Genomic DNA, 23,822 nt, shown 5'->3' with positions numbered 1-23,822 from the left:
CAAGCCGGCGACATCACGCCGGATGCAGTGGACGACACAGCCAGGTGCCGTATCCACGCAAACCATTCTTCACGAGGTCACATCATGAAAGCACTGATCCAGGCAATCGCTCTTAGCTGCGCTATGGCGCTCCCGATGCTAGTCAGCGCACAAGTCTCCAGCGTCTCGCCGACACACGCAGAAGTCCGCGCCGATCTTGTCCGACTCGAACAGGTCGGTTATCGAGCGAGTGCCGCGGAAGCGAACTATCCGGCCGACATCCAGGCCGCGGAAGCGAAAGTCGCAACACACCAGACCATCACGTCGAACGCTTATGGCGGCGTAATGAGCGGCTCGTCGCAGTCGGGCTTCCAAGCCGTGACGACGACGCACCACGCTGTATTCGGGCCATTGACCCCACAGATCGTTGGCGACGTAAGCGCCGGCTACGCCGCCTCTAGCGCGTCCGCAACTGCTATCTCAGTGGACGCGGACGCTCGATGTTCCGGACGCCGGACATCTGGTGTGTGATAACGAAGCCGCAACGTCGCCGGATAAATGCATGCCGGTGAATCACGCTAAAGGTCGATTCAATGCAGACACTGGCGCGACCCGCTTGCAGTTTGTGGACTCGCGAGACTGTCACGTTAAGAAAGTTATTCGCTTAGCAGCGCAACCCGAAACGACGCGTGATGCAAACAACAAACCCGCCAGCCTAAGACTCCAGTCTTAAAGTCTTTAGTGCGCAAAATAACAATCGCCCCGACAGATAAACGACGCGCTAACGCCGCGTATTGTTATCGTCAACGTCACGCTTGAAACCAGTCAGCATTGCACCAATGAGATTATCCCGCGTCCATAGACTCATCACGATCGCGGCGACGATATGCGCACACACGCAGACTTGCAACGCCACGGACAACGCGGTGTGAAGCCCCTCCAGCCAGTCTTCACCCCAGAACGCGTCCAGCCGCATCATCCATCCACTCACCGCCAACCCGATGACCAGCAGCCATAGCGCAATGGCCATCAATGCACCGAGCGGGTTATGCGATAGATGACGTATCGGCTTGCCCACGGCGAGCGACCGAAGATATTCCGCGAGATGCGCGGCCGTAGGCCACCACGCTGAAAACCGCGCATACCGCGTGCCGACAAATCCCCAAATGACCCGAAACACAACGAGCCCCGCGGCGATATAACCGAGGACGCGATGCGCCTGATCTGTCGGACCAAACAGGTTCCATACGACGATCCCCGCGACGGTCCAGTGCGTGAACCGCACGCTAATGTCCCAGGTTTTAACGGGCATCGCGTCGACCCGGCTTTAGTCGATTTCCGACTTCACGACGGCGAGCGTCTTGGTGTCGTAGTAAATCTCGACCTTCTTGCCTTCCTTGTTATGACCATAGATCTCGTAGCAGTGGCCGTCGACCTTGAACTTCCTGATCTTGTAGCCCTGCGCTTCAAGCTGCGCACGCGCGTCGGACTCCTTGATCCATTCGTCCTTGGGATGGGCTGTGCAATCGGCCTTCGCAAACGCCACGCCGGACATGCCCAGCGCCACCAGTAATGTCAGAAACCGGAACATTCGCCACCTCGTCAACTGATTGGTCGAATGCCCACTGTACTTGCAGCGAAATGCAATCGCAAGATTGATGTAAGTTTTAAGTAATGGACCAGTTGACTGTAGGAAACGACGTAGACACCGCGGATAGCGACCGCACATGACGACGCATGACGCGGCTCGTCAAGACAACAGGACGGGCGGATAGTGTGGCTTCAGACGAAGCCGTAGAGACGTCAAACCTGATCACCTGACGACGGGAAACGTGCCCGTTGATCAGATGGTGAACGACAGTCAGCACCAGGCTTCGTCGTTCTTGGTGGGCCGGGTCGGATTCGAACCGACGGTGTCCTTTCGGAGGCGGATTATGAGTCCGCTGCCTGCAACCAGCACGGCGTCCGGCCCAACAAAAAGACCCGACAGCAAGGCCGGGCCCTTTCGCTAAAACTGGCCGACATACTACACGAAAAAAGGGCTTCCGGGACCGCTTCGCTGGCGCGAAACGAACTGGAAGCCCTTATTTTTACCGCATCGAATCACGCGGCGCACATCGTTGATCGAAGGATGATCGACGCGCGATCAATTGCCTTCGAGGAACGATTTCAGCTTGTCGGAACGGCTCGGGTGACGCAGCTTGCGCAGCGCTTTTGCCTCGATCTGACGGATCCGTTCACGCGTCACGTCGAACTGTTTGCCCACTTCTTCGAGCGTGTGATCGGTGCTCATCTCGATACCGAAACGCATCCGCAACACTTTCGCTTCACGCGGCGTCAGCGAGTCGAGCACGTCCTTCACCACGTCGCGCATGCTGGCGTGCAATGCGGCGTCGGCCGGCGCGACCGTGTTGTTGTCCTCGATGAAATCGCCCAGATGCGAATCGTCGTCGTCACCGATCGGCGTTTCCATCGAGATCGGTTCCTTCGCGATCTTCATGATCTTGCGGATCTTGTCTTCCGGCATTTCCATCTTTTCAGCCAGCGTTGCCGGGTCCGGTTCGAGACCGGTTTCCTGCAAGATCTGACGCGAAATACGGTTCATCTTGTTGATCGTTTCGATCATGTGAACCGGAATCCGGATGGTACGCGCCTGGTCCGCGATCGAACGTGTGATGGCCTGACGGATCCACCACGTGGCGTAAGTCGAAAACTTGTAGCCGCGACGATATTCGAACTTGTCCACCGCCTTCATCAGGCCGATATTGCCTTCCTGGATCAGGTCGAGGAACTGCAAGCCACGGTTCGTGTACTTCTTCGCGATGGAAATAACCAGACGCAGATTGGCCTCGGTCATTTCACGCTTGGCCTGACGCGCCTTCAGTTCACCGGCCGCCATCTGACGGTTGGTTTCCTTCAGGTCTTTCAACGGCAACACGACGCGCGCCTGCAAGTCGAGCAGACGTTGTTGCTGCTCGCGAATGGCCGGGATGTTACGCGTGAGGATCGCGCTGTATGCGTGACCTTCGCCGACGATCTTGTCCGCCCATTCCAGATCCGTCTCGCTGCCCGGGAAACGCGCGATGAACTCGGCGCGCGGCATGCCGCACTTGTCGACCACCGTATGCAGAATCTGACGTTCGACCTGACGCACTTCGTCGACCTGCGCGCGCAACGTGTCGCACAGACGCTCGACGGTACGTGCAGTGAAGCGAATCGACATCAGCTCGTTCTGGATGGTCTCCTGCGCCTTCAGATACGACTTCGACTTGTAGCCTTCCTTCTCGAACGCGCGACGCATCTTGTCGAACCATTCGCTGATCATCGCGAACTTTTCGAGCGACGCGCGCTTCAGCGCTTCCATCTGCGCCGCGTTGGCGGTGGCCTGCGCGGTGCCGTCGTCTTCTTCCTCTTCCTCGTCGGACTCGGACTCTTCTTCTTCCTCGCCTTCGCTCTCGATCGCTTCGGCTTCCTGCTCGGAGAAGCCGTCCGCATCTTCCGCGTTGGCGTCGATCAGACCGTCGACCAACTCATCGATACGGATCTCTTCGTTCGCGACGCGCTCGGCCATGGCGAGGATGTCGGCGATGGTCGTCGGGCACGCGGAAATGGCCATCACCATGTGCTTCAGGCCATCTTCGATGCGCTTGGCAATTTCGATTTCGCCTTCGCGCGTCAGCAGTTCCACCGTGCCCATTTCACGCATGTACATGCGCACGGGATCCGTAGTGCGGCCGAATTCGGAATCGACGGTAGAGAGCGCGACTTCCGCTTCTTCCTCGACTTCGTCGTCCGACGAAGCAGCGGGCGCGTTGTCGTTCAGCAGCAGCGTTTCGGCATCGGGCGCCTGCTCGTACACAGCCACGCCCATGTCGTTGAACGTGCTGATGATGCCTTCGATCGCCTCGGTTTCGGTGAAGTTGTCCGGCAGGTGATCGTTGATTTCCGCGTAGGTCAGAAAACCGCGTTCCTTGCCGAGCTTGATCAGCGCGCGGAGTTTGCCGCGCCGCTCCTCGATCTCTTCGACCGTGCCCGGTGAACTCGACGCAAACGCGTCTTTCAACAGGGCCTTTTCCTTCGCGCGACGGTCGCGTGCCTTGACCTTTTCGACTTTGCCCGGAACGGCCACAGCTTCTTCGCTCTGGGTGGTTGCGTCGTCATCGACGGGTGCTTCGTTCAGCTTTTTCGTCATGGAGTTCGCCGTACCGGCTGTAGTCTCGACTCGCGGCTGCTGGACGACAGCCGTTTGAACCGTGGATACAAAAGTATCGCTCACTGCCGCATCGTCCTGCGCGGCAGTGGCTTCCCTTGCGCTTCTCGCACCTGCCCCCTCCGCTTCGGAATAGTCGGCTTGCGCCTGCGTTACCGGCGCCGCTTTCGTAGCCGAAGTGGTCGAGGATGGTTTACGGGCGATCGTTCTGGCCGAAACGGGAGACGTGTTTTTAGAGGAAGTGGAAGCTGACGTGGCTTGGGTGACCGAAGTGGTCTGCTCGTCGGAGCGCGTGCCTGTCGCTTTCTTCCCGCCTGCCGTCTTTGCCATTGCAATCGCCTTTAGCCATTTGCCTGCAAAAATCTGGAAACCTGGAAAATCTGAAAAACAAACCGCTGAGAACTTTTTATTGTAGCATCCGCCTCCAAGCCTTCCAGATCACAGCCCGAGCTGCCGTTTCATCTCGGCCCGCTTGCGATTCAGATCCGCCAGTTCCGCGAATTCCTCAGGCGTATGCCGCGATTGCCGCGAAAGCTGGTCCAGACGCTCGCAATAAGCGTCATATCGCATCTTCAGAATAGCGGCGATTAATTCCTCGCCGACAATCCTCTCCTGCTCGTGCCGTTGCTCGATAACGGTCGCATCCTCCGGGTCTTTCAGCAGTAAATCCCGAACGTTTTCATCATAGTCCAGAATTTTGCGAAAGATTTCCTCGAAAGTCGGGGCGTTTGCGCCATTACGCAACAGGTCCGACAGCAACTGGAATTCCGCTGCATCGCCCAGCGCGCGGGCATGCGTCGTCACTTCTTCAAACAGTTCGCCGTGACGCGTCACGCTCAGCAATGCGTGCTCCGCTTCCTCGTCGAGCATCGCGACCGTTCGCGGATGCATCACGAGATTGCGCAGCGTCTTTTCCTCGATGCCGGTCACGCTGCGCCGGTCTTTACGCGCCGGCGCTTTCCGCGCGACCGCCGCGATACGTGAATCGACTTCGCATAACGCGGCGACTTCGTCGAACGGGACGTCGAGCCGATCCGCGAACATATGCATGATCTGCGCGCGCAGCGCATTCGCCGGCAAGGCCTGCAGCAAAGGCTTCGCGTCGAACAGCGCGCGCGCCCGGCCTTCCGGTTGATCCAGTTCCTTGCCCGCCAGCACCTCGTTCAGCATGAACTGCGACAGCGGCATCGCGCGCTCGACCTGTTCGGCGAAACCGTCGGTGCCGAATTCGCGCACGTAGCTGTCCGGATCGTGTTCGGACGGCAAAAACAGGAAACGGATCACGCGATTGTCCGCGGCATGCGGCAGGCACGCGTCGAGCGCACGCCGTGCAGCGCGTCGTCCGGCCGAATCGCCGTCGAAGCTGAAAATGACTGTATCCGTCTGACGCAGCAATTTCTGTACGTGAACCGGCGTACACGCTGTTCCGAGCGTCGCGACCGCGTTCTGAAACCCGAGCTGGGCCAGCGCGACGACGTCCATATAGCCTTCGACCACCAGCGCGTACTGCTTTTCGCGAATCGCGAGACGCGCTTCGAACAGGCCGTACAGCTCGCTACCCTTGTTAAATAGCGGTGTTTCCGGCGAATTCAAATATTTCGGTTCGCCGCTGTCCAGCACGCGCCCGCCAAAGCCGATGACCTGCCCTTTGACATTGCGGATCGGGAACATGATCCGCTCGCGGAACCGGTCGTAACGCCGGTTCTGACCTTGCGCGTCGGATTTCTCGCTGACGATCACGAGTCCGGATTCGACCAGCGTGTCGTCCTTGTAATTCGGGAATGCGGTTTCGAGGTTTTGCCAGCCGTCCGGCGCATAGCCGAGGCCGAACCGCTGCGCGATTTCGCCGGTCAGGCCGCGCTTTTTCAGATACTGGATCGCACCGGGCGCGCCGCGCAATTGCTTGCGATAGAAGTCGCAAGCGGTTTGCATCACGTCGGACAACGCAACCGTGACGGCTTTCGACGCAGCCGGCGCATAGCCGCCGCCCCCGCCGCCGATCGACGAAGGCTCGTTCGGCACCGTCAGACCTGCGCCCTGGGCGAGATCGTTGACGGCTTCGGGGAAGCTCAGCCCCGCGTGTTCCATCAGAAAGCCGATGGCCGTGCCGTGCGCGCCGCAACCGAAGCAGTGATAGAACTGCTTGGTGGGACTGACGGTGAACGACGGGCTTTTCTCGTTATGGAACGGGCACAAGCCCATAAAGTTTGCGCCGCCCTTTTTCAGCTGCACATACCGCCCCACCACATCGACGATATCGATGCGGTTGAGCAGATCCTGAAGGAACGAATGCGGAATCACGTTGACGGCGCTGCCTTGAAAACGTCAGTCTGCACGAGCGCAAAAATCGCGGCCGCCCAGACCTGGGAAGAAACGTGGGTTTGCGAACCCTGAGAAAAGCGCGCGGAATGCTCCGCGCGTGGCGCTTATTTCGACAGCGCGGCCTTCACCAGACCGGATACCGCCGTCATGTCGGCGCGGCCGGCGAGCTTCGGCTTCAGCACGCCCATCACCTTGCCCATGTCTTGCGGACCGCTCGCGCCCACTTGCGCAATCGCCGCATCGACCTCGGCGGCGACTTCCGCGTCGGACAGCTGGGCCGGCATATACGCGGCCAGCACCTCGAGTTCCGCTTGCTCCTGCGCGACCAGATCGGCGCGGCCGGCGGCTTCGAACTGGCTGATCGAGTCCTTGCGCTGCTTGATCATCTTGTCGATGACAGCGGTGATCGCGGCGTCGTCGAGCGTCACGCGTTCGTCGACTTCACGTTGCTTGACTGCCGCGAGCAGCAGGCGGACCGTGCCGAGGCGGCCGGTTTCGCGGGCGCGCATGGCGGCTTTCATATCGTCGTTGATCCGGTCTTTGAGACTCATCACTCACCTGAATACGTTGGATTTGAAAAAACCGGCACTGGCTGCACACACCGCGACGTCTCGGGATAAAAGACAAAAACCCGCTTGGGACAGCCTCCTCAAGCGGGTTGCGCGTATTCGCGGTGTGGATGCGGCCTTACCGGGGCGGCCTTGACGGCCTGGTTTCCGTACGATGCAACGGACCGCGCTGCACCGGTTGAGTCGCGCCGCCGCAGTACGCATTTGGCATGCGGCACGACAGAATCAGCAAAACTTCCTGCGCAGCATCTGGCTGCGCAGACACCTGAAATGACGCCTTACCGCTGCCGCTTATTGCGTTTCCGCGCGGCGACCGGTTTTTCGCAGAACCTGCGCACACGACAGTCGGACACCCGTTCTGTCTTTTCGATCGGGCGTTTGAAATGTCGGATGGCGACTTCAAAAGCCTCGTTATCTTTTACGCGGATCGCCGTTGTTTTTCAATAACGGAACTTCGTAACCGTTAATGAGTATATCAGACGTTTCCCATACAGCGACCGGCCCGTCAGGCCTGCCGGACGTGCTCCACAGCCGCCTGGCCGGCCGCAACGCCCGATGCCCAGGCCCACTGAAAGTTGTAGCCGCCGAGCCATCCCGTGACGTCCACCGCCTCGCCGACGAAGAACAGGCCGGGCACGCGCGCGCTCATCATGGTCGCGGACGACAGTTCGCGCGTATCGACGCCACCGCGCGTCACTTCGGCCTTCTTGTAGCCTTCCGTGCCGTTCGGCGTCAGCGTCCAGCCGGACAGCGCGTCGCCGATCTTCCGAAGCGTCTTGTCCGGCAAATCCGCGACGCGCGCATCGAGCGGCACCTGATGCGTTTCGAGCCACACGTGCGCGAGCCGCGACGGCACCCACTCTGCGAGCAGATTGGCAATTTGCCGCTTCGTGCCGCCTTTCGCTTCGATCAGCGCCGATGTCGCATCCTTCTCCGGCAAAAGATTGATGCGCACCGGATCGCCCGGCTGCCAGTAGCTCGAAATCTGCAACACGCCGGGGCCGGACAGCCCCCGATGCGTCAGCAACAAATCCTCGACGAACTCGGCGCCGTTCTTCTTGTTGCCCGTGGCCAGTTGCGTCTCCAGCGACAGGCCCGACAGTGCCGAAAACGGCGCCCAGTCGGTGGCGGAGAAGGTTAGCGGGACCAGCGCCGGACGCGTGTCGATCAGCTTGTGGCCGAACTGCTTGGCGAGGCGATACGCGAAATCGGTTGCACCGATCTTCGGGATCGACAGGCCACCCGTCGCGACGATCAGCGCGCGCGCGTGAATCGGGCCGCTTTGGGTATCGAGCGTGAAACCGGCGGCATCGTCGTGACGCACCTGCTCGACCGCCAGCGGACGACGCCACTCGATGCCGCCCGCGTCGCACTCGGCCTTCAACACATCGATCACGGCGTCGCTGGACTGATCGCAGAACAGTTGGCCTTTGTGTTTCTCGTGCCAGGTCACGCGATGCTTTTTCAGCAGCGCCATGAAATCGCGCGGCGTGTAGCGGGCCAGCGCGGAACGGCAAAAATGCGGATTCGCCGACAGATAGTTCGCCGGCCCCGCATACAGATTCGTAAAGTTGCAGCGACCGCCGCCGGAGATGCGGATTTTTTCCGCGAGGCGGGCCGAATGGTCGATCAGCACGACACGCCGGCCCAACTGGCCGGCCACGGCCGCGCTCATCATGCCGGCCGCGCCTGCGCCGATCACCGCGATATCGAAGGATTTCATGGCGCGCATTGTACCTGCCGACCAGCGGCACGATGCCCGCGCTGCTATACTTTCAGGCTTGCCTTTTCACTTTGCAGGCGCGTTGCGACGGGCTTTTTACACCTCGCGAACGCCTGCCAGCCCTGGATTCCGTTCCCCGATCATGCTTGTTCTCGGCATCGAAAGCTCCTGCGACGAAACCGGTCTCGCGCTCTACGACACCGAGCGCGGCCTGCTCGCGCACGCGTTGCATTCGCAGATTGCGATGCATCGCGAATATGGCGGCGTGGTGCCGGAACTGGCGTCGCGCGACCACATCCGGCGCGCGTTGCCGCTGCTCGAAGAAGTGATGCAACGCGCCGGCACGCAGCGCGACGACATCGACGCGATCGCGTTCACGCAAGGTCCGGGGCTCGCGGGCGCGCTGCTGGTCGGCGCGAGCGTCGCGAACGCGCTGGCGATGGCGTGGGACAAACCGACTATCGGCATTCACCACCTCGAAGGGCATCTGTTGTCGCCGTTGCTGGTCGACGAACCGCCGCCGTTTCCGTTCGTCGCGTTGCTGGTGTCGGGCGGACACACGCAATTAATGCGCGTCACGGATGTCGGCGTGTACGAAACGCTCGGCGAAACGCTCGACGACGCGGCAGGCGAAGCCTTCGACAAGACCGCGAAACTGCTCGGCCTCGGCTATCCCGGCGGACCGGAAGTATCGCGGATGGCGGAATTCGGCACGCCCGGCGTCGTCAATCTGCCGCGCCCCATGCTGCATTCCGGCGATCTCGATTTCAGCTTCAGCGGACTGAAGACCGCGGTTCTGACCCATGTGAAGAAGCTCGGGGGCGCCAACATCTGCGACCAGTCGAAGGCCGATCTGGCGCGCGGTTTCGTCGATGCAGCCGTCGATGTGCTGGCCGCGAAGTCGCTGGCGGCGCTCAAGAAGACCGGGTTGAAGCGGCTGGTCGTCGCGGGCGGAGTCGGCGCGAACCGTCAGTTGCGCGACGCGTTGTCGACGGCCGCGAAACGCCGTGGCTTCAACGTGCATTACCCGGATCTGTCGCTGTGCACCGACAACGGCGCGATGATCGCGCTCGCGGGCGCGCTGCGTCTGCAACGCTGGCCCGATCAGGCCGACAAGGATTACGCGTTCACGGTCAAACCGCGCTGGGATCTGACGTCGCTCGCGCGCTAGGCTGAACAACTCGCCTCGAAATGAAAAACGGCCGCTTTCGCGGCCGTTTTCACGTCAACATGCTGCGATAACGCGGCTTACTGCGCCAAACGCTTGTCTTGCTCGATCACCGCGTATGCGCTGTGATTGTGAATCGACTCGAAGTTCTCGGCTTCGAGGGTGTACGCGACGATCCGCGCATCCGCATTCAGGCGAACCGCGACATCGCGAACAAGATCTTCGACAAACTTCGGATTTTCGTACGCACGCTCGGTCACGAACTTCTCATCCGGACGCTTCAGCAAGCCCCAAAGTTCGCAAGATGCTTCTTCTTCGGCGATCTTGATCAGATCTTCGACCGGAACGTCGTCAATCAACTCGGCGTTGATGGTCACATGCGAGCGCTGGTTGTGCGCGCCATATTGGGAAATCTTCTTCGAGCACGGGCACAGGCTCGTCACCGGCACCAGCACTTTCAGGAACACGCGCGTGACGTTATTGCGCGTATCGCCGGTCAACGTGACTTCATAATCGAGCAAACTTTGCACACCGGACACCGGCGCGGTCTTGTTGACGAAGTACGGAAACGACACTTCGATCCGACCCGCTTCCGCTTCGAGCTTGTCGAGCATCGACGCCAGCATCGTGCGGAAAGTTGCAGGTTCGAGCGGCGCCTTGTTTTCTTCGAGCAGCGCGACGAAGCGCGACATGTGCGTGCCCTTCACTTCGGCAGGCAGATGCACGTCGAGATTCCAGGTTCCGACGCTCGGTTGCGCCGAACCGTCGGGCATGCGCACCGTCAGCGGATGACGGACGGCCTTCACGCCCACGCGCTGAATCGGAATCTGACGCGTATCGGGCGTGCTTTGCACGTCGGGCATCACGAAAGCGGGATTCATCTGGTTCATGTTTGTGTTCCTCGCGGACCGCGATAGCTGGGCCCGGAAAGTCGAACGCCGGCAAAAGCCGGCGTCGCATGATGAACCCGTGGGTTCATCGGTTCAAATTCGAGTTGCGAAACGCCGTACCCGCCGCGAGGCGCATACGACATCACCGTCTGACTCAGGCGACGCGCTTGACCGACTTGCCTGCGGCGTTGTCGGGGAAACGGTCGCGGATCGACTTGGCGATACCCGCGCCGTCGAGGCCGCATTCGGCGAGCAGCTTGGCCGGATCGCCATGATCGATGAAGCGGTCGGGCAAACCGAGTTGCAGCACCGGCTTCGACAGCCCGGCAGCCAGCAGTGCTTCGACGCACGCGGAGCCCGCGCCGCCCATCACGCAACCTTCTTCGATCGTGACGAGCGCATCGTGCGATTCAGCCAGTTCGCGGACCAGATCGGCGTCGATCGGCTTGATGAAGCGCATGTTCGCGACGGTTGCATCCAGTTGCTCGGCAGCGGCCAGCGACGGCGCGACCATCGTACCGAACGCCAGAATGGCGATGCGCTTGCCAGCCTGCTGCGTGCTTTCGCGGCGAATTTCGCCCTTTCCGACCGGAATTTCGGTCATCTGCTTGACCGTCGCCACGCCCGTGCCCGCGCCGCGCGGATAACGCACCGCCGTCGGATTAGGCTGCTGAAGCGCCGTGTACAGCATCTGACGACATTCGTTTTCGTCCGACGCCGCCATCACCGTCATGTTCGGAATGCAGCGCAGGAAGGCCAGATCGTACGCACCCGCGTGCGTCGCGCCGTCCGCGCCGACCAGACCCGCGCGATCGATCGCGAACACGACCGGCAGGTTTTGCAGCGCGACGTCGTGGATCAACTGGTCGTAACCGCGTTGGAGGAACGTCGAGTAGATCGCGACGACCGGCTTCATGCCTTCGGCCGCGAGACCGCCCGCGAAGGTGACCGCGTGCTGTTCGGCGATACCGACGTCGAAATAGCGGTCCGGGAAGCGCTTTTCGAACTCGACCATGCCCGAGCCTTCACGCATGGCCGGCGTAATGCCGATCACGCGTGCATCCAGTTCAGCGGCGTCGCACAGCCATTCGCCGAACACCTGCGTGTACGTCTTCTTCGACGGCGCGGTGGACGGCTTGATGCCTTCGGCCGGATTGAACTTGCCCGGGCCGTGATACAGCACGGGGTCGGCTTCGGCCAGCTTGTAGCCTTGACCCTTCTTCGTGACGACGTGCAGGAATTGCGGACCGCGCAGTTCCTTGATGTTTTGCAGCGTCGGAATCAGCGAGTCGAGATCGTGACCGTCGATCGGGCCGATGTAATTGAAGCCGAACTCTTCGAATAGCGTCGCCGGCACGATCATGCCCTTCGCGTGCTCTTCGAGCTTGCGCGCGAGGTCGAGCATCGGCGGCGCGACGCGCAGCACGCGTTCGACGCCGGCACGTGCGGCCGCGTAGAAACGGCCCGACATCAGACGCGCCAGATGGCGATTCAGCGCGCCGACCGGCGGCGAGATCGACATATCGTTGTCGTTCAGGATCACCAGCAGCGGCACGTCGTCTTCGACGCCGCCGTTGTTCAACGCTTCGAAAGCCATGCCGGCCGTCATCGCGCCGTCGCCGATCACCGCGATGCCCGTCCGGTTGTCGCCTTGCAGCTTGCCGGCGACCGCCATGCCGAGCGCAGCCGAAATCGACGTGCTGGAGTGCGCGGTGCCGAACGTGTCGTATTCGGACTCGTCGCGGCGCGGGAAGCCGGAGATGCCGCCGCGCTGACGCAGCGTATGCATCTGGTCACGGCGACCCGTCAGGATCTTGTGCGGATAGGTTTGATGGCCGACGTCCCAGACAATCCGGTCGCGCGGCGTGTCGAACACGTAATGCAGCGCGATGGTCAGTTCGACCGTGCCCAGATTGGACGACAGATGGCCGCCCGTCTGCGACACGCTGTCGAGCACGAAGGCGCGCAGCTCGTCCGCGAGGGGCTGCAGTTGGCGGCGATCGAGGCGGCGCAAGGCCGCCGGGTCGTCGATGGTTTTCAGCAAGTCGTACATCGTCGTTCCATTGTAGGAAAACTCACGCGCCCGCACTTCATTCACACGGCCTTGTGGGGACAGCGCGTGCGGCGGCGGGCTTTCGCGTTCAGCTAACCCGGTTAACTACCAGATCGGCCAGTTCGGCAAGTCGCTGCGCCCGGTCGCCGAAAGGCGCGAGCGCGGCATGGGCATCGCTGCGGAGCTGCGCAGCCAGCGCGCGGGACGCATCGAGACCGATGATCGACACGTAGGTCGGCTTGCCGTCCTTCGCGTCCTTGCCTGCGGTTTTGCCGAGCGTCGCGGAATCAGTCGTCACGTCGAGAATATCGTCGACGACCTGGAACGCGAGACCCACGGCGGCAGCATAAGCGTCGAGCGAACGCATCGCATTCGCGTCGGGCGCGTCGTTCGATCCGGCGCCGGCCAGCGCGCCCATGCGCACAGCGGCACGCAGCAATGCGCCGGTCTTGAGCCGGTGCATCGTTTCGAGCTGTTCGCGCGTCAGTTTGAGACCGACGCTCGCGAGATCGATCGCCTGGCCGCCGGCCATCCCGATCGAGCCGCTGGCGAGCGCCAGTTCCCGCACCAGCGCAGCCTGTTGCGCGGGCGCCAGCACGTCCGACGTCAACGCCACGAACGCCTGCGATTGCAGCGCGTCGCCGACCAGCAATGCCGTCGGCTCGTCATATTTGACGTGTACCGTAGGCTTGCCGCGACGCAGCGCGTCGTCGTCCATGCAGGGCATGTCGTCGTGCACCAGCGAGTACACGTGGATCATTTCCAGCGCCGCCGCTGCCGCATCGAGACTTTCCGCCGACGCGCCGGTCAACTCGCCGGCCGCGTGGCATAGCAGCGGACGAACGCGCTTGCCGCCGCCGAGCACGGCATAGCGCATCGCCTCATGCAGCGTTGCCGGCGCCGTTTCGGCGGTCGGCAGATAGTGTTCGAGGGCCGTCTCGACACGCGCCAGCACGGCACGCGTCCATTGTTCGAAAGTCATAGGTCATCCCCGCTGTCATCAGCGGCTGTGGCTGCGGTGTTCATGGGCAACGGCTTCAGGGTTTCGCCGTCGAGCACGCGAACCTGCTGCTCGACTTTCTCCAGTTGCTGCTGGCAAAACGCCACCAGCGTCGCACCGCGCCGGTAAGCCGCGAGCGATTCCTCAAGGCTCAGGCTGCCGCCTTCCATACGGGCGACGAGCCCTTCCAGCTCCGCGAGCGCTGATTCGTAATTCTCGGGCAGCGGCGCGGTGTCGGCGGTAGCCGACTCGGCAGCAGGATCCTTGGGTGCAGTCTTCGCCATGAACGATCGCAAAATTAAAACAAGTCGGACATTCTACGGCAAAAGAGATATTTCCGATCCGTTCGGCGGCGCATTCCCTACTGGTAACGCTTTCCGGCCACCGCCCGACCTCCGCCGAAAAAACTTGGGGCCATCTTGCAGAAACCGCGAACTTACCGGCCATTTCGGACCCAAATCAGGCACTTATCAACGACCTAAGCGCCCCATACAAGGGGAAACGGGTATAATCGCGGGCTCCCTAAATCGAATCCATCGATGGTTGGGTTGTTCACTGCTTTCACGTCTTCACGGGAGTGGGAATGTCCAATCTGAGCAATGCATTGCAGTTGCGGTCTGTCCACAGCCAGCTGCCAGTCACGGCTTACTTTGACGAAGCGCTTCTACAGCGCGAAATCGACACCCTTTTCAAAAAAGGTCCTCGTTATGTCGGGCACGATCTCATGGTGCCGGAAGCGGGGAATTATTTTGCCTTGCCCAGCGAAAGCGAGGGGCGCGTGCTCGTCCGTAACCAGCAGTCGCAAGTCGAATTGCTGTCGAACGTGTGCCGTCACCGGCAGGCCATCATGCTCAACGGCCGCGGCCAGACCGAGAACATCGTCTGCCCGCTGCACCGCTGGACGTATGACCTGAACGGCCAGCTCCTCGGCGCACCGCATTTTGCGGACAATCCGTGTCTGAACCTCGGCGCCACGCCGTTGCAGAACTGGCAGGGCCTGCTGTTCGAAGCCCAGGGGCGCGATGTCGCGCACGACCTCGCGCGCCTCGGCACCAAGCAACACTTCGACTTCTCGGGCTTCATGTTCGATCACGTCGAGGTCCATGAATGCAACTACAACTGGAAGACCTTCATCGAGGTCTATCTCGAGGATTACCACGTCGTGCCGTTCCATCCAGGACTCGGCAGCTTCGTCTCGTGCGACGACCTGACGTGGGAATTCGGCGACTGGTACAGCGTTCAGACGGTCGGTGTCCACAAGGATCTCGAGAAGCCCGGCAGCCCGACGTACCGTAAATGGCACGACGAGGTCTTACGCTTCCGTGGCGGCAAGCCGCCCGAGTTCGGCGCGATCTGGATGGTCTACTACCCGGGCATCATGATCGAGTGGTATCCGCATGTGCTGGTCGTGTCGTGGTTGATTCCGCGCGGCCCGCAGCAGACCACGAACGTCGTCGAGTTTTATTACCCTGAAGAAATCGCGCTGTTCGAACGCGAATTCGTCGAAGCCGAGCGTGCCGCCTACATGGAAACCGCCCGCGAAGACGACGAAATCGCCGAGCGGATGGACGCCGGTCGCCGTGCGCTGATGATGCGCGGCGAATCGCAGGTTGGCCCGTATCAGAGCCCGATGGAAGACGGCATGCAGCACTTCCACGAGTTTTTGCGGCGCGAACTCGGCCACATTTGAGGTGTCGCGCGGCGCTTCGGCTCAGCGCTGCGCACGCCGGGTTGTCCAATGAAAGACGGGCTTTAAGCCCGTCTTTTTTTGTTTAGACTTACCACAAGGGTCGGCTGCGCCCGGAACTCCCACACAGGCGCACAGGCACGCACCCGCATCAGGAGCCGTCATGCCTCACACTCACTACACCACTCTGATTTCCGCGACGAACCTCGCCGAGCGGCTCGCGGCCGCGCCGGACAGCGTCTTCGTCGTCGATTGCCGGTTCGATCTGGCGGACCTTCAGGCCGGCGAAACCGCGTACGGCGCGGGTCATCTGCCCGGCGCGCACTATCTTCATCTCGATCGCGATCTGTCGGGCGTGAAGTCCGGCACGAACGGCCGTCATCCGTTGCCGGAACGTGCCACGCTGGTGGAAACGTTCGCGTCGCACGGCTTGAAGCACGGGCAGCAAGTGGTCGCGTACGACGCGCAAGGCGGCATGTACGCGGCACGCCTGTGGTGGATGCTGCGCTGGCTGGGTCACGACGCGGTCGCGGTGCTGGACGGCGGACTGGCCGCGTGGGAAGCGGCCGGCCAGCCGCTGACGCAAGACGTCCCCGTCGAGCGTGCGGGCGACTTCAAGGCCGCCGCGCCGCTCGCGGTGACGATCGACGCACAAGCGGTCGAGCGCAATCTGGCCAGCGGCGAACGCGTGATCGTCGATGCGCGCGCGGCCGACCGGTATCGCGGCGAGAACGAAACGCTGGATCGTGTCGGCGGCCATATTCCGGGCGCGCGCAACCGTTTCTTCAAGGACAACCTCGCCGCCGACGGACGCTTCAAGCCTGCGAATTCGCTGCGCGAGGAATTCGGCGTGGTGCTCGCCGATACGCCGGTCGAACGCGTGGTTCTGCAATGCGGTTCGGGCGTGACCGCATGTCACAACCTGCTGGCGATGGAAGTCGCCGGGCTGCATGGCGCGGCGCTGTATCCCGGCTCGTGGAGCGAATGGACGTCCGATCCGTCGCGTCCGGTCGCAACCGGACCGACGCCCTAACGTCGAGGCGCGGCCGGGTTGAATCCGCTTTCCGCGTCAACCCCGAGCCGTACCGGCAGAACAAACAGAAAGGGCGCATCGTCGATGCGCCCTTTCTCGTTCCACCACGCGTCAACGCGCGTCAACCCAACTCAGCTCCCGTCAGGCCACGCCGTGCTGCCTGAACCACGCCAGCGCGCGACGCCAGCCATCTTCTGCATCGGCCTTCTTGTAACTCGGCCGGTAATCCGCAAAGAACGCGTGCCCCGCGTCGTCGTACACGACGAACTGCGACCCGCGCCCCGCTTGCGGACCTTGCGCAATCGCCGCCTTCATCTGCTCGAGCGTGTCTTGCGGAATGCTCTGATCCTGGCGCCCGTACAGACCCAGCACCGGCGCATGCAGATCCGCAACTCGGTCGAGCGGATTGGCCGGCGTCATCGCATTCTTCGCCCCCACCACGCGCCCGTACCACGCCACGCCCGCCTTCACGCGCGGATTGCGCTCCGCATACAGCCACGTGATCCGGCCGCCCCAGCAAAAGCCGTTGATTCCGACCTTGTCCAGATTGCCACCGTGCTCGCCGGCCCATGCAACCGTCGAATCGATATCGGACAACACCTGCTCGTCCGGCACCTTGCTGACCAGTTGCTCGCTCAACTGCTGGATGGTCGGATAAACGGACGCGTCGCCCTGACGCGTGTACAGGTCTGGCGCAATGGCCAGATAACCCTGTTTCGCGAAGCGCCGGCAGACGTCGGCGATATGTTCGTGAACCCCGAAAATCTCATGGATCACGATGATCACCGGCAAATGCATCTTGCCCTTCGGCTGCGCGCGATACGCCGGCACCAGCACGCCGTCTTTCGCGTGAATACCGATTTCGCCGGCTTCGAGACCGTCGCTATCGGTATGGACGGTTTGCGCGGACACCGGCAGTACCGCCGCCGCGAAGCCGGTCCCGAGCGCGGCCTTGATGAACGTGCGCCGATCGAACGGCACGTGGGGAACGAGAACGTCGACTTCGGGCTTCAGCATGCAGCGCTCCTCGAATGATCAATGAAAGCGGACAGCAACGTAAAGGCGTCAGCATACGCCGGAGCGGCGATGCGACGTCGATGCAACGTCAATGCAACTTCACGCGCGGCAACGTCGTGCGCCGCAGCCAGTGGGCGAAGGTATCGAGCATCATCCGCGGATAGCCGTGCAGCGCCGCGATATGCAGCCGGTACAGCGACATGTACATGAAACGCGCGAACAGCCCTTCGATCAGCATGTTCCCGCCGATCACGCCGCCCATCAGATTGCCGACCGCGCTGAAATGCCCGAGCGACACCAGCGAGCCGAAATCGCGATACGTGAACTCGGGCAAAGGCTTGTTTTCGAGGCGGCAGGTCAGCGCCTTCAGCAGAAAACTGGCTTGCTGGTGCGCGGCTTGCGCGCGCGGCGGCACGTTGCGCTCGTTGCCCGGCCACGCGCAGGCGGCGCAATCGCCGAGCGCGAAAATATTGTCGTCGAGCGTGGTTTGAAGCGTGCGGCGCACGTCGAGCTGGCCGAGCCGGTTGACCGTCAGGCCGTCCAGTTGACCCAGAATGGGCGGCGCCTTGATACCGGCCGCCCATACCGTCAGATCGGCGCGCACGACCTTGCCGCTCTTGGTGCGAACCACGCCCGGCGCAACTTCGGCGACCGTTTCGCCGATCATCAGTTTGACGCCGAGCTTGGTCAGCAACTCGGCCGTCGCGGTCGATACCCGCTCCTGCAAAGCCGGCAAGATACGCGGCCCGGCTTCGATCAGCACGATGCCCACGTCGTGACGCGGGTCGAGGTTATGCAGCCCGTACGCGGCCAGCACCTGCGCCGTATTGCGCAATTCCGCAGACAGTTCGACGCCGGTCGCGCCGCCGCCGACGATCGCCACCTGAATCCGCGGCTCGCTCGTGACCGCCGTGCCCGGCACCGATTCGACCGGTTCGTGGACCTGATGCTCGGCGCGCATGCACGCCGCGATCAGACGTTTGCGAAAGCGCTCGGCCTGACCGACGGTATCGAGCGCAAGCGAATATTCGGGCGCGCCCTGCACGCCGAAAAACGCCGTCGTACTGCCGATCGCGACGATCAGCGTGTCGTATTCCAGTTCGCGTCGGGGGAGAAGTTCGGCGCCGTCGTCGTCCGCGACGGCCGCCAGCGTGATGCGTTTCGCCGCGCGGTCGATGCCGGCGAGTTCGCCCTGCTGAAACTCGAAGCCGTGCCAGCGCGCTTGCGCCGCGTATTCGAGTTGATGGGTGAACGGGTCCATGCTGCCCGCCGCGACCTCATGCAGCAGCGGCTTCCAGATGTGCGTCGGGTTGCGGTCCACGAGCGTGATTTGCGCCCGTGCGAAGCCTTTGCTCTTGCGCGGCGCGAACCTGTCGCCAAGCCGTGTCGCGAGTTCCAATCCACCTGCGCCCCCACCAACCACGATAAAACGGTGCATGAGATTCTCCGTGTCGGTCGATCGTTACCTGCATCGGGACGGCCAAGCCGTCCCGACGATTGTCCGCGAACAGCACCGGTTGCGACAAGCCGGGTAAAACGCTGCTCGCGGGGCGGGCGCGCAGATCACGATCAGTGCGCTTCCTCCCAGTTCGCGCCCGCGCCCACTTCCGCGACCAGCGGCACCTTGAGCGTGGCGACGCCGCACATCAGTTCCGGCAGGCGCTTGCGCACGTTCGACAACTCCGCGTCCGGCACTTCGAGGATCAGTTCATCGTGAACCTGCATGATCATCCGTGCGCCGGTCGGCGTGTCTTCGAGCCACTTCTGCACGGCGATCATCGACAGCTTGATCAGGTCGGCGGCCGTGCCTTGCATCGGCGCGTTGATGGCCGCGCGCTCCGCCGCCTGACGACGCGGACCGTTGCCGCCGTTGATTTCCGGCAGCCACAGACGCCGTCCGAACACGGTTTCGACATAACCCTTGGCCTTGGCGTTCAAACGCGTTTCGTCCATATAACGAGCAACGCCCGGATAACGCGCGAAATAGCGGTCGATATACAGCTTCGCCGCGTCGCGCGTGATGCCGAGATTCGCCGCGAGACCAAACGCGCTCATCCCGTAGATCAGCCCGAAGTTGATCACCTTCGCGACCCGCCGCTGATCGCTCGACACTTCGAGCGGCGTCACGCTGAAAATTTCAGCGGCGGTGGCGCGGTGAATGTCCTCGCCTTGCGCGAATGCGCGCAACAACGATTCGTCGCCGGAGATATGCGCCATGATGCGCAACTCGATCTGCGAGTAGTCGGCGGACACCAGCTTGAATCCCGGCGGCGCGATGAACGCCTCGCGAATCCGGCGGCCTTCGCCGGTGCGCACCGGAATGTTTTGCAGGTTCGGATCGTTCGACGCGAGCCGCCCGGTCACCGCTACCGCTTGCGCATAGTTCGTATGCACGCGGCCGGTGGCGGCGTTGACCATCCGCGGCAGCTTGTCGGTGTACGTGGATTTGAGCTTCGACAGGCCGCGATGTTCGAGCAGGATCTTCGGCAGCGGATAGTCTTCCGCGAGTTTTTGCAGCACTTCTTCGTCGGTGGACGGTGCGCCGCTCGGCGTCTTCTTGACGACCGGCAACTCCAGCTTTTCGAAAAAAATCTGGCCGATCTGCTTCGGCGAACCGAGATTGAATTCGCCGCCTGCCAGCACGTACGCTTCGCTTTCCAGCTGGATCAGACGCGCGGCAATCTCCGTGCTTTGCGTGCGCAGTTTCTCCGTGTCGATCAGCACGCCGGTGCGCTCCATCTTGCGCAACACGCGCGAGGTCGGCATTTCGATCTCGCGATAGACGTAATCGAGCGAGGTCTCTTTGGACACTTGCGGATACAAGGTCTGATGCAGACGCAGCGTGATGTCCGCGTCTTCCGCCGCATAGGACGACGCCTGTTCGAGTGCGACTTCATCGAAGCCGATCTGGCTTGCGCCCTTGCCGCACACCTCTTCGTACTTGATGGTTTTCAGGCCGAGATGACGCAGCGCGAGGCTGTCCATATCGTGCGTGCGGTGCGACTCGACCACGTACGATTCGAGCAGGGTATCGTGCTCCACGCCGGCCAGTTCGATGCCGTAATTCGCGAGCACCTGCTCGTCGTACTTCATATGCTGACCGACCTTCTTGTGCGCAGCGCTTTCGAGCCACGGCTTCAGCTTCGCCAGCACTTCGTCGCGCGGCAGTTGCTGCGGCGCGTCCGGCCCGCGATGCGCGACCGGCACGTACGCAGCCTTGCCCGCTTCGACAGCGAACGACAAGCCGACCAGTTGCGCCTGCATCGGATCGAGCGAGGTCGTTTCGGTATCGAACGCGGTGAGTTCGGCGGCCTCGATTTTCGCGAGCCACGCATCGAACTGTTCCCACGTTTGCACCGTGTCGTAATGGCGTTCCACTTCGATGGTCGGTGCGGGCGGCACGTCGGTTTCCGGGCCTTCCACCGCATCGGCGATTTCCACTTCGCGCAGCCACGTCTTGAAGCCGCTGCGGGTGAACACGTCGCGCAGTTCCTCGCGCGACTCGGCACGCGTTTCGAGCGTCTCGTCGATCGAGATCATGTGACCCGTGAGATCGCATTCGCGTTCCACGGTGACGAGCTTGCGCGCCATCGGCAGGAAATCGAGTGCACGCCGCAGATTGTCTCCTACCGCACCTTTGATCTCGGCCGCATGTGCGACGATGCCATCGAGGCTGTCGTATTGCGTGAGCCACTTGACCGCCGTTTTCGGCCCGCATTTCTCGACGCCCGGTACGTTATCGACCGTATCGCCGACCAGCGACAGATAGTCGACGATGCGCTCCGGCGGCACGCCGAATTTGGCGAGCACCGCGGCGCGGTCGAGCGTTTCGTTGGTCATCGTATTGATGAGGGTGACATGATCGGAGACGAGCTGCGCGAGGTCTTTGTCGCCGGTCGACACGACCACGTTCATGCCGAGTTTTTCGGCTTGCGTGCTGAGCGTGCCGATCACGTCGTCGGCCTCGACGCCTTCGATCATCAGCAACGGCCAGCCGAGCGCGCGCACCGCGACGTGAATCGGTTCGATCTGTTGCGAGAGATCGGTAGGCATCGACGGACGGTTGGCCTTATAGTCTGGATACCAGTCGTCACGAAATGTTTTGCCCTTTGCATCGAATATGCACGCGCTATACTCTGCAGTAACTTCTTTGCGCATGCGACGAAGCATATTGATGATGCCGTACAGCGCGCCGGTGGGTTGTCCATCGGGGCCACGAAGGTCGGGCATCGCGTGGTAAGCCCGGTATAAGTAGCTTGAGCCGTCGACCAATAGCAGGGTCTTACCTTCCAGCTTAGTTCGCAGGACTTGTTCTTCAGGCATTATGACAAAGAGAAAAGTGATTCCGAGTCTGCGATCGCTCGCAGATCAAGAGCGCGCGACAGCCAAAAAGGCCCGCGCATCGTGGCAGATGTTCACGATTATGGCAGAGTTTATCGAGGCGACCGAGTACCTCTCGGAGATCCGCCCGGCTGTCAGCATCTATGGTTCAGCGCGTCTGAAACCGAACTCGCCGTACTACAAACTCGCCACGCAAATCGCGCGAAAACTGTCCGATGCGGGCTTCGCGGTGATCTCCGGCGGCGGCCCCGGCATCATGGAAGCGGCCAACAAAGGCGCGCATGCGGGCAAGGCGCCGTCGGTGGGTCTGAACATCGAACTGCCGCACGAGCAATCGGGCAACCAGTGGCAGGACATTTCGCTGCGCTTCCGTCACTTCTTCACGCGCAAGGTCACGTTCGTGAAGAACTCGGACGCGGTCATCGTGATGCCGGGCGGTTTCGGCACGCTGGATGAACTGGCCGAAGTGCTCACGCTGATTCAAACCAAGAAGTCGCGCCACGTGCCGATCATTCTGGTGGGCGGCGAGTTCTGGGAAGGTCTGCTGGGCTGGTTCAAGGAATCGCTGGTGCCGATGGGCCTGATCAATCCGAACGACATGGACTTGATGCAGGTAATCGACGATCCCGACCAGGTGCTCGAAGCGGTGCTGAAGTTCTACGAAGACCGCGAAGAGGCCGAGCCGCAACCCACCAAGTCGGACGAAGACCGGATGTTCTATCTGTGAGTCCGGTGTGAGCGAGCCGCGTCGCGCGGCATCGCTCGCGGAATCACTCGCCGGGTGCGCAGATAAAAAAGCCGTACGAGGCGCCACATTCGGCGTCCCGTGCGGCTTTTTTGCTTTGAGGCGTGCCGTATTGGGCACGCGCGTGGCGTCCCGGTTACGGCGCTTGAAGCGCGTTGAAATCCAGACTTACGCCGTTTCCGGTAACGCGCGCTCGCGGTCCGGTTGATCGCCCTGTTCCTGCAACCAGCGACAGAATTGCGCGACGAGCGGCGTGTCGGCCACCTCGCGACGCGCGACCCACCAGTAGCCGCGCGCATCGATGCGCGGCCCCGCCAGCGGCACGACGAGACGTCCGGACGCGAGTTCGTCGTCGAGCAGCGGCAACGGACCCAATGCGACGCCGAGCCCGTCGACCGCCGCTTGCAGCGCCAGATAAAAGTGATCGAACGACTGCTTTTTGCGGCACTTCGTCTTGACGTTTGCCGCCGAAAGCCAGTTGCGCCACGCGCCGGGCCGCGTGTCCGAATGCAGCAACACGTGACGCGACAGATCGTCGGCGACGGCAATCGGCGAACGTTGCAACAGCGCCGGACTGCAAACCGGCACCTCGCTCTCGCCGAGAAAATGCCCCGCCACGCAATTCGGCCAATGTGCCGGCCCACGTCTGACCGCGACATCGAAACCTTCGAGCGTCTCGACCGGCGCATTCGAGGTCGACAACCTCAACTCGACGTTGGGCGCCTTGCGCTGAAACTGGTTCAGCCTGGGCAGCAGCCATTTCATCGCAAACGTGGGGAGCGCGTTGACGCGCAGCACGTGGACGACGCCGGTATCGCGCAAGCGATCGGTGGCGAGCGCGATCGAATCGAACGCCGCGCCGATCGACGCGAGATAGCGACGGCCGTCTTCCGTGAGACGCACGCGCTTGCCGAGACGATGAAACACCTGCATGCCGAGCCACGCTTCGAGCGCGGCGACCTGACGGCTGATTGCACCGTGGGTCACATTCAGTTCGTTGGCGGCAGCGGTGAAACTGTCGTGCCGCGCGGCGGCTTCGAACGCGCGGAGCGCTGGAAAAGGAGGAAGGTTGCGGGCCATGCTTG

Annotated in this window: 19 protein-coding genes, 1 tRNA gene and 1 pseudogene; 5 read left to right on the top strand and 16 right to left on the bottom strand. The window is 62.1% G+C overall.

Annotated elements, in window-relative coordinates; translation table 11 throughout:
• Positions 1 to 84 precede the first annotated feature (84 nt).
• Positions 85 to 510 (top strand): DUF4148 domain-containing protein, encoded by a 426-nt coding sequence (locus tag PW947_RS31260; protein ID WP_366146128.1) that lies wholly within the window; start codon positions 85 to 87, stop codon positions 508 to 510.
• A 250-nt stretch (positions 511 to 760) separates the two neighbouring features.
• On the opposite strand, the gene PW947_RS16885 is transcribed toward PW947_RS31260, so the two are convergent.
• The 8 genes and pseudogenes from PW947_RS16885 to PW947_RS16850 all read right to left on the bottom strand — a co-directional run bounded on the left by PW947_RS16885 (position 761) and on the right by PW947_RS16850 (position 8,803).
• The gene (locus PW947_RS16885; RefSeq protein WP_299633491.1) at positions 761 to 1,291 is read right to left on the bottom strand and encodes a cytochrome b/b6 domain-containing protein; all 531 of its coding nucleotides are present in this window, start codon (positions 1,289 to 1,291) and stop codon (positions 761 to 763) included.
• Between the two features lie 15 nt (positions 1,292 to 1,306).
• Positions 1,307 to 1,570 (bottom strand): PepSY domain-containing protein, encoded by a 264-nt coding sequence (locus PW947_RS16880; RefSeq protein WP_299633490.1) that lies wholly within the window; start codon positions 1,568 to 1,570, stop codon positions 1,307 to 1,309.
• Between the two features lie 293 nt (positions 1,571 to 1,863).
• Positions 1,864 to 1,951, bottom strand: a tRNA-Ile gene (locus PW947_RS16875).
• Between the two features lie 174 nt (positions 1,952 to 2,125).
• A complete protein-coding gene (gene rpoD, locus PW947_RS16870) occupies positions 2,126 to 4,519 on the bottom strand; it encodes an RNA polymerase sigma factor RpoD (RefSeq protein ID WP_299633489.1) in 2,394 nt (797 codons plus the stop codon).
• Between the two features lie 108 nt (positions 4,520 to 4,627).
• Complete coding sequence (gene dnaG, locus PW947_RS16865) at positions 4,628 to 6,490, bottom strand: DNA primase (protein ID WP_299633488.1); 1,863 nt, start codon at positions 6,488 to 6,490, stop codon at positions 4,628 to 4,630.
• Between the two features lie 125 nt (positions 6,491 to 6,615).
• Positions 6,616 to 7,062 carry a GatB/YqeY domain-containing protein gene (locus PW947_RS16860; RefSeq protein ID WP_299633487.1) on the bottom strand — a complete coding sequence of 149 codons (447 nt, stop codon included), beginning with the start codon at positions 7,060 to 7,062 and terminating at the stop codon, positions 6,616 to 6,618.
• 243 nt (positions 7,063 to 7,305) lie between these two features.
• Positions 7,306 to 7,508: pseudogene (rpsU, locus tag PW947_RS16855) on the bottom strand (30S ribosomal protein S21).
• Between the two features lie 77 nt (positions 7,509 to 7,585).
• On the bottom strand, positions 7,586 to 8,803 hold the full coding sequence (locus PW947_RS16850) for an NAD(P)/FAD-dependent oxidoreductase (protein ID WP_299633486.1): 1,218 nt from the start codon (positions 8,801 to 8,803) through the stop codon (positions 7,586 to 7,588).
• A gap of 142 nt (positions 8,804 to 8,945) precedes the next feature.
• On the opposite strand from PW947_RS16850, the gene tsaD reads away from it, so the two are divergent.
• Complete coding sequence (gene tsaD, locus PW947_RS16845) at positions 8,946 to 9,974, top strand: tRNA (adenosine(37)-N6)-threonylcarbamoyltransferase complex transferase subunit TsaD (RefSeq protein ID WP_299633485.1); 1,029 nt, start codon at positions 8,946 to 8,948, stop codon at positions 9,972 to 9,974.
• Positions 9,975 to 10,051: 77 nt separating this feature from the next.
• Here tsaD and folE2 read toward each other — a convergent pair whose 3' ends face one another.
• The 4 genes from folE2 to PW947_RS16825 all read right to left on the bottom strand — a co-directional run bounded on the left by folE2 (position 10,052) and on the right by PW947_RS16825 (position 14,198).
• Positions 10,052 to 10,861, bottom strand: a complete 810-nt coding sequence (folE2, locus tag PW947_RS16840) for a GTP cyclohydrolase FolE2 (RefSeq protein WP_299633484.1) — start codon at positions 10,859 to 10,861, stop codon at positions 10,052 to 10,054.
• A gap of 154 nt (positions 10,862 to 11,015) precedes the next feature.
• Complete coding sequence (gene dxs, locus PW947_RS16835) at positions 11,016 to 12,914, bottom strand: 1-deoxy-D-xylulose-5-phosphate synthase (RefSeq protein WP_299633483.1); 1,899 nt, start codon at positions 12,912 to 12,914, stop codon at positions 11,016 to 11,018.
• An 88-nt stretch (positions 12,915 to 13,002) separates the two neighbouring features.
• Positions 13,003 to 13,896, bottom strand: a complete 894-nt coding sequence (locus PW947_RS16830; RefSeq protein WP_299633482.1) for a polyprenyl synthetase family protein — start codon at positions 13,894 to 13,896, stop codon at positions 13,003 to 13,005.
• Positions 13,893 to 14,198: an exodeoxyribonuclease VII small subunit gene (locus PW947_RS16825; RefSeq protein ID WP_299633481.1), complete on the bottom strand. Its 306-nt coding sequence runs from the start codon at positions 14,196 to 14,198 to the stop codon at positions 13,893 to 13,895. Before PW947_RS16825 ends, PW947_RS16830 begins: the two co-directional genes overlap by 4 nt.
• 299 nt (positions 14,199 to 14,497) lie before the next feature.
• Between PW947_RS16825 and PW947_RS16820 the strand changes: the two genes are divergently transcribed.
• Both PW947_RS16820 and PW947_RS16815 read left to right on the top strand, forming a co-directional pair.
• Entirely contained in the window at positions 14,498 to 15,604 is a 1,107-nt protein-coding gene (locus tag PW947_RS16820; RefSeq protein ID WP_299633480.1) for an aromatic ring-hydroxylating dioxygenase subunit alpha, read from the top strand.
• Between the two features lie 160 nt (positions 15,605 to 15,764).
• Entirely contained in the window at positions 15,765 to 16,634 is an 870-nt protein-coding gene (locus tag PW947_RS16815; protein ID WP_299633479.1) for a sulfurtransferase, read from the top strand.
• Positions 16,635 to 16,775: 141 nt separating this feature from the next.
• On the opposite strand, the gene PW947_RS16810 is transcribed toward PW947_RS16815, so the two are convergent.
• The 3 genes from PW947_RS16810 to polA all read right to left on the bottom strand — a co-directional run bounded on the left by PW947_RS16810 (position 16,776) and on the right by polA (position 21,974).
• Positions 16,776 to 17,651, bottom strand: coding sequence for a dienelactone hydrolase family protein (locus PW947_RS16810; RefSeq protein ID WP_299633478.1), 876 nt, complete (start codon positions 17,649 to 17,651; stop codon positions 16,776 to 16,778).
• A gap of 88 nt (positions 17,652 to 17,739) precedes the next feature.
• Positions 17,740 to 19,089, bottom strand: a complete 1,350-nt coding sequence (locus PW947_RS16805) for an NAD(P)/FAD-dependent oxidoreductase (RefSeq protein ID WP_299633477.1) — start codon at positions 19,087 to 19,089, stop codon at positions 17,740 to 17,742.
• A gap of 131 nt (positions 19,090 to 19,220) precedes the next feature.
• Positions 19,221 to 21,974: a DNA polymerase I gene (gene polA / locus PW947_RS16800; RefSeq protein ID WP_299633476.1), complete on the bottom strand. Its 2,754-nt coding sequence runs from the start codon at positions 21,972 to 21,974 to the stop codon at positions 19,221 to 19,223.
• Between the two features lies 1 nt (position 21,975).
• Between polA and PW947_RS16795 the strand changes: the two genes are divergently transcribed.
• Positions 21,976 to 22,719 carry a TIGR00730 family Rossman fold protein gene (locus tag PW947_RS16795; protein WP_299633475.1) on the top strand — a complete coding sequence of 248 codons (744 nt, stop codon included), beginning with the start codon at positions 21,976 to 21,978 and terminating at the stop codon, positions 22,717 to 22,719.
• Between the two features lie 186 nt (positions 22,720 to 22,905).
• Here the strand turns inward: PW947_RS16795 and PW947_RS16790 are convergent, their stop codons facing one another.
• Complete coding sequence (locus PW947_RS16790) at positions 22,906 to 23,817, bottom strand: transcriptional regulator GcvA (RefSeq protein ID WP_299633474.1); 912 nt, start codon at positions 23,815 to 23,817, stop codon at positions 22,906 to 22,908.
• Positions 23,818 to 23,822 lie beyond the last annotated feature (5 nt).

It is taken from the genome of Paraburkholderia sp., from assembly GCF_028283785.1.
GTDB lineage: Bacteria > Pseudomonadota > Gammaproteobacteria > Burkholderiales > Burkholderiaceae > Paraburkholderia.
This window is presented reverse-complemented; position numbering and strand designations above follow the sequence as displayed.